This window comes from Leptospira congkakensis (genome assembly GCF_004770265.1).
Taxonomy (GTDB): domain Bacteria; phylum Spirochaetota; class Leptospiria; order Leptospirales; family Leptospiraceae; genus Leptospira_A; species Leptospira_A congkakensis.
This window is the reverse complement of sequence record NZ_RQGQ01000001.1, coordinates 164005-173378: the sequence shown is the minus strand read 5'-3', so window position 1 is coordinate 173378 and position 9374 is coordinate 164005. Positions and strand designations below refer to the sequence as shown.

Below are 9374 nucleotides of genomic sequence, written 5' to 3'. Positions count from 1 at the left end.
GCCTCTTCTTTCGCGATTCATATTGCTCCTTCGCGAAGGCTTTATTTTAATGTCCAATTATTTGGGGGAATACCATACGGAAAGGATTTCCGCTCAATCGCTGGCGCGGAATTTAATCGTTAGATGTTGTTATGCGTAGTGCCGATGATCCAAAGAAAGTACTAACTTAATCCCTTCTTCTACTTTCTTCATATTCTTGTTTTTGATTTCTGAAGCCTTACTTATGAATCTTTCTCTATCTAATGTTACAATCTGAGAAACATTTACAATTGAGTCCTTGGAAAGATTTGTATCTTTTTTACTTAAAGTTGTATTTCCGGGAGCCATAGCCAAATTCACATTGGTAGTTAAGGGAACGACTATGATCGTATTAATATTACTTTCATTGAAAGCGTTGTCTTGTACAATTAAAACTGGTCTTTTAAAACCGGGCTCACTCCCAAATGGAATGCCTAGATCAACCCACCAAATTTCACCACGTGTCATCTTTAAGGCTACTTCTTAGGGTTGAGACAGAGATATCCGAAATTAAATTATCAGTTGTATGAGAAGACTTTGTATAAACTTCGTTTAGTCTTTTTGTAATTTTTTCTTTTGAATGATTTTCTATAAATTCTTCAAGGGCTATTGCAAATAATTGGCTTCTGGGAATTCCCAATTTTTTAGCGGTATTTTCAGCGGAAACAAAGAGGTCATCAGGAATGGATATCGCTGTTTTCATAGAAAAAGTATAACTCTGGTATAACCCTATTTCAAGCTTTTTACCAGAGTTTTCCCGATTTTAATTCAGTATCTATGTGATCCTATATCCAAAACTGAAAAATTTAAAATTACCTCACAAAACAATCTGTTGATTTCCCCCCTCCCCCTATATATTAATCGCCTCTCCGAGTACCGCCGCCGCACTTTCCATAATTCCCTCCGATAACGTTGGATGGGCATGGATGGTGTTTGCCAGTTCTCTAACCGTGATCTCCATATTGGCACCTAGCGTTAGTTCAGCGATCATCTCGGTGGCCCCACTCCCAATGATATGGGCTCCTAAAATTTCCCCATGTTTTTTATCAGAAACAATTTTCACCATTCCGGTTGTGTCCCCTTGGGCCTGCGCACGACCACTCGCGGTGAAAGGAAATTTACCAACAGTGATTTCATACCCTTGTGCTTTCGCTTTTTCTTCTGTAAGACCCACACTCGCCACTTCCGGATGACAATAGGTACAACCTGGGATATAAGAATAATTTAGTCTTGAGATTTGTAAATGGTGAGGGTTCCCAAGGCGCACAGAAATATCTTCTGCTGCGCGAATTCCTTCGGCACTGGCCACATGGGCAAGGGAAGGTGTCGGAATACAATCGCCAATGGCATAAATATGATCCACGGTGGAACGGTAATTACCAACAAAGTCTACAAATCCATTTTTTAGTTTGATCCCAATTTCATCCAGACCAATAGAACTAGTATTAGGCGAAATTCCTACCCCAACTATCACCTTATCAAAGTTTAATTTTTCTTTTTTAGCAGAATTTCGATCTAACAAAGTTAATTCCACTCCCGATTCAGAAACTGTGGCAGTCTCTACTCCATGGCTTAGATAAAATTCGATCCCTCGTTTTTTAAAACTTCGCTCTAGTATTCCAGAGATTTCTAAATCTTCATTAGGAAGTAAATGGTCTTGGAATTCAATGATAGTCACTTTAGATCCCATACTCGCATAAAAATCGGCAAACTCCACTCCAATCGCACCGGCACCAATGATGGCAAGATTAGGAATGACTTTTGGTTCAATCATGGCATCTCTAGCAGACAATACACGTTTCCCATCAAAAGGTAAAAAAGGAAGGGCCTTGTTTTTCGCACCCACCGCTAAAATATAAAAGTCGGCTGTATAAGTTGCTAGTTCACCAGAACTTGGTTTTACTAGTATCGTTTTGGAATTTTGGAAACTAGCCTCTCCATTCACTACGGTGATTTTGTTTTTCTTCATCAGAAACTCAACACCTTTGGCCATTTGGTCTGCCACAGACCGAGAACGTTTGATGACAGCCTCAAAATCAGCTTTGACATTATCACAAGACAAACCGAAACTCGCAGCATGTTTCAAATGTTCCAAGACATGTGCGCTTTCTAACAAAGCTTTGGTGGGAATACAACCCCAATTCAAACAAACTCCACCGAGTTTTTCACGTTCCACAACACAAGTTTGTAAACTTAATTGTGCGGCGCGGATGGCTGCGACATAACCGCCGGGCCCTCCTCCAATAACGATCACTTGGAAATGGTTTGGATTGGACATACGTTCTCCCGATAGATTGGGATACCGTACGAAAAAAAGAAAGTCAAGACCTCTTTTTGGCTACGATGAGCATCCTTGCGCCAGTTTTTATATATTTTTCACCATCATAGTTGCTATAAACATGGAGAACATCAAACTTATTATCGTCTAAGAAATTTCGAACTTGTGGGAAATGAAACACTCGCATTGTATGTTTATCTTTCAAATCCTTCTGATTCAAATTATACACATAATTCACTTCTACGATGGCAACATCATCTGCTCTTGTTAATCGAAAGCCACGATTTCTACGAATCGAAGTGGCACCTTGACGCACATTACTCACAGTTGTGATGGGTTTTCGTTTGATACGGTGGATGGGATCTGCATTCCAAATTTCCAAAACCAAAAGGCCAGCTTGTTTTAAGTTTTTATGACAATTACGCAAGAAATTTTGAACCAAATCATCGTTGATGAGATAGTTGAAGGTTCCATACAAACAAATCACTGCGTCTACAGGTTGTTTGGCGACAAAGGATTCCATTTTCCCAAGTTCAAATTGGCAATGGGGAAATCGGGCTTTGGCAATCTCTAACATTCGAGGGGAACCGTCGACACCAAGTGGTTTGAAACCCATTCCTTGGAGTTCTTTGATATGTTCCCCTGTCCCACAACCAATGTCCAAAACTGTATGAATTTTATGTCGCTTAAAGGTATCCCGAAGGAAGAGGATTTCTTCCGAAAACTTGCGGCTTGCTTCTTCGATGGTAAAATAGTATTCGGCCAATTCAGAATAGAGTTTCATTTGCCCCTGGCGGAAAGGGAAAATCAGTTCAGCGAATCCCCATTTTACCCGTTATATTGAGTAACGGCTAAGTCATCATGAAACGATATACAATTCCCACAATTTTTTTTGCCATAGGCGTGGTCCTTCAATATACAATCTATTTTTCTTGGGTGAGTTTTACTTTACTCACCGTTTCTTGTTTGTTGCTCGCTTTGTTTTTATATAGTTTGGACTTTCAAAAACCGGAACCTCTCAAGGAGCCAAACCAGGAACTAAACTCGGAAGATAATATGGATCCTTCTCCAAAGGCTGATGTCGTTTTTGATACAGAAACTTCTCTTCCTACAGAACCTTCCAATGCAGAACCAAAACCCAAAGACATCCTCTGGAAAAAAGAACCTATTTTACTAGCTAGAGAATCTGTACATTCAGAAGAAAGATCTTTGTTTTGTGAAACAGTGAAAGAATTCCCTTTCCCATTTTTAACTGAGAAACTCACTTCCATCCAATATGTCTATTATGATGGAAAAGAGTTTAAGGAATGTTATTGGCAAAAAGCAGGGATGATGGTGGAAACCGATGACAATCCTGTTGAGTGGGATGAATACGAAGAAGGAAGAATTAGAGAACTCCTTCCAGCCATTCCAAGCGACAAACGAAAGTTATACATTCCTCTTACAATGAATGCACATTTATTCGGGTTTTTATGTTTTTCCACAAAGGAATCTTGGAATGAATCAGATATCCAAACTTACTGGGAAAAATCTACCATTATCTCCGAAAAAATAATGGCAAAAAAAGAATATTTCAAAGTAACCAAACATCCTATCTCAAAACTTTTTAACGTATCTCATTTTTACCAGATGGCAAAATCAGAATTTGAATCCCAAGGAAAAAACACCCTCATTCTTTTCAAATTCATTGATACTAATTTCCAATCAGAAATTGCCATTGGACTCAACTTACTCGGGAAACAAAATGCCGTTCTTGGTTTAGGATTGTACCAACTGGAAGATAATTTATACGCGAGTATCATTCCCAATGATAAACTCGATGATTTTTCCGAATTTTTCAAACAGTTCATTGAAGAACTAGATAGTCTAGGATATCCTTCCGAAGTGGCTCTTGGTTATTCCAACGGGTCAATTCCTGGAATCAAATTTGATGTTTGGATCAAAGCCGCGTATAAATCTTTAGAAGAGAGTATCCTCTACCACGCAGCTTAAATGGATCCATTAATCGATGAAAAGTTTATCCTAACTGTTTCGCAAGTATTACCGGAACACTTTCAAAAATCCCTATTGGTATTTGCGGAACGAGAAGCCTATGGCCCTTCTAAAAATGAAGGCTTATGTTTTGAAAATTGTACACTTGTTGAATTTGTTGGTGATATCAATGGGAAAGTATATCTTGCTTTAGATGGTTATACAAAACTAAAACTCCTTCCAAAAATTGCCAAAGCCTTCCAAATTGATCCCACTTCACGTTCTCATTCTGCATCGATTATGATGGAATTTGCAAATCAGATAGCTGGAAAATTGATTACAGAAATGAGACTGGGGCGTTACGAAATTGATATTTTACCACCAGAAAATTTGAATCACAAACTGGTTCCTATCTCTTTAGAACATTTCCGCCAATACATTCTTATCTTCAATCTCAAAGATAGGAGAGGGGAAGATTATATGGGTCGACTCTACCTGATTTTATTGTTGGAAAAATTTCCTAGTCCCAAAAAATAAAACCGAATGAAACCTTATGTTTTGGCTATCCCACTCGTATTGAGTTATGCTGGACTTAAACAAAAAAAATCTTTAGAACGCAAAGAACTTCAATTGCCTGGAACAGGCAGAAAAGTCTTTCATTTTTATCCCACTGGCAAAAATCCCGAATCTTTACCTGGTGTCTACATCCAACATGGAATGAGTGCTTTGGGAATTGATGACCCAAGGATTTTGGAACTTGCAGAAAACATAGCTAGTTCCAATCACAGTGTCCTACTCCCAGAACTTCCCGAAGTAAAAGGACTTAGGATAGAAGAAAAAACAATATCCAACATTCAAGATTTAATGTTAGAAATCCACTCCACCAAACGTTTATTTAATGGAAATGACTTAGGATATTTATCTGCAAGTTTTTCTGGCGGAATGGGACTGATCGCCGCATCAAAATCCAACACAAGAAACAAAATCAAATCTTCAATGGCAATTGGAGCCTATTGTGATTTTTTAGATACTGTCCCTTTTGTATTTTCAAATTACAAAGTCGATCCGTACGCAGTGTACGTCATCCTGTATAACTTTCTCCATCGTTTCGAAGTTGAACTTGCGGAAGAATTACAATCCGTGTATTACGTTGCCGCTCTAGACAATGGGCTCAAACGAACAGGAACGGATGCCCAAAGTAAATCTCTCCTAGAAAAAACTTCCCGAAGGGCAAAGGAATTCTTTTACCAAGTGGAAATTGACGGTAATTTCCGTAACGAGTTAGCCAAACGAGTTTTGGCCACCGTTCCTAAAAATCTTCCTGAAAACCTTTCCCCGTTTTACCAATTGGAAACTTTAGAAGGCCCGGTTTCCCTCCTCCATGGGAAAACAGACCCAGTCATTTCTCCGGAGGAATCCGAAAAACTGACCCGACTTTTCCAGAAAAAAGGAATTTCTTATGTCTACCGGAGTTCGACCGCCCTCACCCATGGGGATAGTCTCCCCCTACACTCCCAAATTTTTGGGGTTCCGGCCCTCCTCCAAACCTTCGGAAGTTTTCTATATTGGCTCGACCGATAGAATTTGTCGTTTCTCCTAAGAAACGTGCCGATAATTGTTACAGAATGGACGTAAAAAATGCACCGGACTTCAATCCGGAACGGGGACTGAAAATCCAAATCTCCGAGGATCGACTAACCGCTACTTTGGTAACAAAACCGATTTGGCTGTTAGGTGGTTCTATGAGCAATATTTTAATTTATGAAGCTCTAGACAATGCGTCCATACATAGGGATCGGATTTTGATGAAAGAGGTTGATAAAGCAGCCATCGAAATCGATAAAATTTTAAAAGATCCCACTAAAGTAAAAGAAGATTTTAATTTTATAGTCGCTCAAGGAAATCCCGCCAAACAAGGTGAAAGTGGGTGGATCAAATTTTATTTCCCACGTGCCCAACGTGTTGTCCTTAAAGATGACGGATCTGCAGATTATAGAAACATCAATAAATATGTTCACGTAAAAGACGGAGAAAGACTGGCTACCTTGTTTGAAGGGATTGCAGGGGAACAAGGCATTGATGTTTTAGGAAATCCAATTTATCCCAATCCGATTGACAGACCAAGACTCACCTTAGGTAAAAACGTCCTTCCAAAAACAATTGAAGATCCAGAAAAACCAGGAAGACAATTAAAAGAATACTTTGCTTCCTTAAGTGGAGTTGTATTTTCTACAGACACTTCCCTCACTGTTTCACCCGAACTAAATATCGAAAGTAACATTGGACTCGGAACTGGAAACATTAACTTTGAAGGAACCATTCGTGTGAAAGGAACCATCGAAGAAGGCGCTGTTGTCAATTGCCAAGGTTCTCTTTATTTAGATGGGAACGTAGAATCTTCCGATGTTGTTGTTGGTGAAGACTTAGAAGTCAAAGGTGGGGTGAAAGCCAAAGGGAAAGGAGTCATCCGCATCAAGGGTGATCTTCGTACTAAGTTCATCGAAAACGCAAATCTTGAAATCGATGGAGATTGTATTGTAGAGAATTTTATTTTAGGAAGTAAAATTCTTTGTTTAGGAAATATCATCTTAACAGGTGAGTCTTCTTCTATCATTGGATCGGACATTGTTTCTTACCAAGGTATCACAGTTTCTTCTCTCGGATCCACTGCACAAATGGATACAATTGTAGAAGTTGGATTTCATTATCGAAACGATCGATTGTTTACAGAAGGTAGTTCCAAGTTAGCTGAGTTCGAACGTGAACTGGAAGCATTGGTTCCCGAAATCCAAAAAATCAAAGAAGTGGTTCAAAGATCTCGTGGTAAAATTGATGATGCCAGAAAAGAAAAGTTCAAAGAAATCTTTGATGCTTATCAGAAAAAAAGCAAAACCGTTGAATTATTGAGAAACAAAATTGAAGAACTGAAAGGAGCTCGTTATAACCAAGACAACGTTAAGGTTGTGGTTCGTAACACGGCTCACCCTGGTGCTGTCATCAAATACAGAAGACAAATAGAAAAAATCACAAAGGCTCAAACATCCTTTGTGATGAACTTTTTCCCGAACCAAGAAAAAGCAATGTTAACTGCTTTTAAAGGCAAATAACCTTATTACAATTACAGATTTAAACCTAACTTTTTTAGTTTAGGAAAAATCACGTAGTGGCAATAGGGATTTTGCGGATTCAAAGTAAAATAGTTTTGGTGATAATCTTCCGCTGGATAAAACTCTGGCGCTGGGGAAATTTCTGTAACAATGGGATCTGGAAACATAAAAGCATGTTTACGTTTTGATTCCACTGCTAATTCTTTTTGTATTTCATTCAAATAAAATATAACAGAACGATATTGTGTTCCCACATCATTCCCTTGTTTGTTTAGAGTTGTGGGATCATGAGAGGCCCAAAAAATTTCTAATATTTTTGAGTATGAGATTACCTCAGGATCAAATTCAATTTCGATCACTTCTGCATGCCCCGTGGTTCCCGTGCAAATTTCTTTATACGTTGGATTTTTGGTAGATCCACCTGCATATCCTGATTTTACAGAAATGACCCCAGGAATTCTAAGATACACTGCCTCTGTACACCAAAAACATCCGCCACCTAAAATTATTTTTTCCGTCATACAGTCTTTAGACGAAGAGAAATCTCCTCTGGCGCAAAACATCCAAATTCTGTGATAAAGTTTTTGATTAAATGAGCTTTTGTGATATCAAAAGAGGGATTCAAAGCCCTAGCTCCGACAGGTGAGGTTTTCCCTTCTGGAAATAAATAATTTCCGTTTTCGGATTTTAAAAAATCAAACTGGATGACTTCTGATTCTTTACGCATCTCGATGGGAATTTCCACGCCCGTTTTTAAATTCAGATCAAAACTATCTTTTGTAGCACAAACATAAAATGGGACTCCATGTTCTTTGGCAACGATCCCCAAATTATAAGTTCCAATTTTATTGGCAGTGTCTCCATTGGCTGCAACTCTGTCACAACCAACGAGTACTGCATCAATTTTGCGATGGTTCATCAACCATCCACTCATACCATCCGTGATGATATAACATTCAATTCCCTCTTCCATCATCTCAAATGCAGTTAACCTTGATCCTTGTAAAAACGGCCTTGTTTCATCTGCATAAACAACAACTTTCTTTCCCGCGTCACGCAAACTTCGGATGACACCAAGTGCCGTTCCATGTCCTGCAGTGGCAAGAGCTCCGGTATTACAATGGGTGATGATATGAAATTCGGATTTGTCTTTAGGAAAAAGTGAAACTCCATTTTCACCGAGTGCTTTATTGGCAGCCAAATCTTCTTCCATCATTTTTAGGCCATAGGTTTCCCAAATTTTTGCGACCTCAACCCAATCAGAAATTCCTTGAATCAGTTTTTTTGCTTCCCGAATGGCAAAACTTAAATTAACGGCCGTTGGGCGAGATTCTAAAATAGATCTAAGCAAGGTTTCAATTTCTTTTGGATCTGCTACACCTGACTTCAATTTGGCGCCTAAGGTCAGGCCAAAAACTCCTGTAATGGCAATTGCCGGAGCTCCCCTAACAGCCATTTCACGAATTGCAACGATAGTTTCTTCGGCTGTGGTTATTTTTAAAAATTCTTTTTTCCCAGGGAGAATCCGTTGGTCGAGAAGTTCTAAATGAGTGGATTTCCACTGGATGGGCAAAAATTCCGGATGGGACATCTATCCATTTTTTTGGTGCGATGCAGGAAAAAAATGAAAAAACGGGTTGACAAATCCCTGTGCACCGCACAAAAAGAGATGGTGCGATGCACAAAATAAGAACCGAAAAAGGGGAAATGAAAATGGAACAACAAGTAAAAGACGGATTAAACTTCATCCTAGGCGCAGTGAACACAGCAAAAATCGAAGCAGAAAAAGCTTTTTCTGATATCAACTCTGGTTTCCAAAACCTAGCAGCTAAAGGTGCTCAAGACCAAAGCGAAGTTTCTGTAAATCTTAGAAAGTACCTTCAAGAAGGAATTTCTCAAGTAGAAACTATCATTGGAAAAGCAAACACTGTTGTAGCTGATGCAAAAGCAAAAGTAGCAACTGTTACATCTAAAGCTTAATCAAATTCAATTTTAATAAA

11 protein-coding genes are annotated in these 9374 nt (G+C 38.9%); 5 read left to right on the top strand and 6 right to left on the bottom strand.

The genetic code is table 11. From position 1 onward, the window contains the following. Window positions 1–129 precede the first annotated feature (129 nt). The 4 genes from EHQ70_RS00730 to EHQ70_RS00715 all read right to left on the bottom strand — a co-directional run bounded on the left by EHQ70_RS00730 (window position 130) and on the right by EHQ70_RS00715 (window position 3080). Window positions 130–486: a type II toxin-antitoxin system PemK/MazF family toxin gene (locus EHQ70_RS00730; RefSeq protein ID WP_135583064.1), complete on the bottom strand. Its 357-nt coding sequence runs from the start codon at window positions 484–486 to the stop codon at window positions 130–132. Continuing rightward, window positions 473–721, bottom strand: a complete 249-nt coding sequence (locus EHQ70_RS00725) for a ChpI protein (RefSeq protein ID WP_135583063.1) — start codon at window positions 719–721, stop codon at window positions 473–475. Before EHQ70_RS00725 ends, EHQ70_RS00730 begins: the two co-directional genes overlap by 14 nt. A gap of 147 nt (window positions 722–868) precedes the next feature. Then, window positions 869–2296 (bottom strand): dihydrolipoyl dehydrogenase, encoded by a 1428-nt coding sequence (gene lpdA / locus EHQ70_RS00720; RefSeq protein ID WP_135583062.1) that lies wholly within the window; start codon window positions 2294–2296, stop codon window positions 869–871. A gap of 43 nt (window positions 2297–2339) precedes the next feature. Continuing rightward, complete coding sequence (locus EHQ70_RS00715; protein ID WP_135583061.1) at window positions 2340–3080, bottom strand: class I SAM-dependent DNA methyltransferase; 741 nt, start codon at window positions 3078–3080, stop codon at window positions 2340–2342. Window positions 3081–3157: 77 nt separating this feature from the next. Here EHQ70_RS00715 and EHQ70_RS00710 point away from each other — a divergent pair, with 77 nt between their 5' ends. Genes EHQ70_RS00710 through EHQ70_RS00695 form a run of 4 tightly spaced genes read left to right on the top strand, consistent with a single transcriptional unit; the run spans window position 3158 to window position 7374 of the window. Continuing rightward, the gene (locus EHQ70_RS00710; RefSeq protein ID WP_135583060.1) at window positions 3158–4288 is read left to right on the top strand and encodes a hypothetical protein; all 1131 of its coding nucleotides are present in this window, start codon (window positions 3158–3160) and stop codon (window positions 4286–4288) included. Next, the gene (locus tag EHQ70_RS00705) at window positions 4289–4804 is read left to right on the top strand and encodes a chemotaxis protein CheX (protein WP_135583059.1); all 516 of its coding nucleotides are present in this window, start codon (window positions 4289–4291) and stop codon (window positions 4802–4804) included. It abuts the gene before it with no gap. A 6-nt stretch (window positions 4805–4810) separates the two neighbouring features. Beyond that, window positions 4811–5848, top strand: coding sequence for an alpha/beta hydrolase (locus EHQ70_RS00700; RefSeq protein WP_135583058.1), 1038 nt, complete (start codon window positions 4811–4813; stop codon window positions 5846–5848). A 44-nt stretch (window positions 5849–5892) separates the two neighbouring features. Next, window positions 5893–7374 carry a DUF342 domain-containing protein gene (locus EHQ70_RS00695; RefSeq protein WP_135583073.1) on the top strand — a complete coding sequence of 494 codons (1482 nt, stop codon included), beginning with the start codon at window positions 5893–5895 and terminating at the stop codon, window positions 7372–7374. 11 nt (window positions 7375–7385) lie between these two features. Here the strand turns inward: EHQ70_RS00695 and msrA are convergent, their stop codons facing one another. Both msrA and mtnA read right to left on the bottom strand, forming a co-directional pair. Continuing rightward, window positions 7386–7895, bottom strand: coding sequence for a peptide-methionine (S)-S-oxide reductase MsrA (msrA, locus tag EHQ70_RS00690; RefSeq protein WP_135583057.1), 510 nt, complete (start codon window positions 7893–7895; stop codon window positions 7386–7388). Beyond that, complete coding sequence (gene mtnA, locus EHQ70_RS00685) at window positions 7892–8965, bottom strand: S-methyl-5-thioribose-1-phosphate isomerase (RefSeq protein ID WP_135583056.1); 1074 nt, start codon at window positions 8963–8965, stop codon at window positions 7892–7894. Before mtnA ends, msrA begins: the two co-directional genes overlap by 4 nt. 122 nt (window positions 8966–9087) lie before the next feature. On the opposite strand from mtnA, the gene EHQ70_RS00680 reads away from it, so the two are divergent. Beyond that, on the top strand, window positions 9088–9354 hold the full coding sequence (locus EHQ70_RS00680; RefSeq protein WP_135583055.1) for a sigma-54 down-regulated protein: 267 nt from the start codon (window positions 9088–9090) through the stop codon (window positions 9352–9354). Window positions 9355–9374: the final 20 nt, after the last annotated feature.

Excerpts from the sequence above, each read along its gene's own strand:
- EHQ70_RS00730 (WP_135583064.1), bottom strand. The coding sequence starts at position 486 with ATGACACGTGGTGAAATTTGGTGGGTTGATCTAGGCATTCCATTTGGG.
- EHQ70_RS00715 (WP_135583061.1), bottom strand. The coding sequence starts at position 3,080 with ATGAAACTCTATTCTGAATTGGCCGAATACTATTTTACCATCGAAGAA.
- EHQ70_RS00700 (WP_135583058.1), top strand. The coding sequence starts at position 4,811 with ATGAAACCTTATGTTTTGGCTATCCCACTCGTATTGAGTTATGCTGGA.
- mtnA (WP_135583056.1), bottom strand. The coding sequence starts at position 8,965 with ATGTCCCATCCGGAATTTTTGCCCATCCAGTGGAAATCCACTCATTTA.
- EHQ70_RS00705 (WP_135583059.1), top strand. The coding sequence starts at position 4,289 with ATGGATCCATTAATCGATGAAAAGTTTATCCTAACTGTTTCGCAAGTA.
- msrA (WP_135583057.1), bottom strand. The coding sequence starts at position 7,895 with ATGACGGAAAAAATAATTTTAGGTGGCGGATGTTTTTGGTGTACAGAG.
- EHQ70_RS00710 (WP_135583060.1), top strand. The coding sequence starts at position 3,158 with ATGAAACGATATACAATTCCCACAATTTTTTTTGCCATAGGCGTGGTC.
- EHQ70_RS00695 (WP_135583073.1), top strand. The coding sequence starts at position 5,893 with ATGGACGTAAAAAATGCACCGGACTTCAATCCGGAACGGGGACTGAAA.
- EHQ70_RS00680 (WP_135583055.1), top strand. The coding sequence starts at position 9,088 with ATGGAACAACAAGTAAAAGACGGATTAAACTTCATCCTAGGCGCAGTG.
- EHQ70_RS00725 (WP_135583063.1), bottom strand. The coding sequence starts at position 721 with ATGAAAACAGCGATATCCATTCCTGATGACCTCTTTGTTTCCGCTGAA.
- lpdA (WP_135583062.1), bottom strand. The coding sequence starts at position 2,296 with ATGTCCAATCCAAACCATTTCCAAGTGATCGTTATTGGAGGAGGGCCC.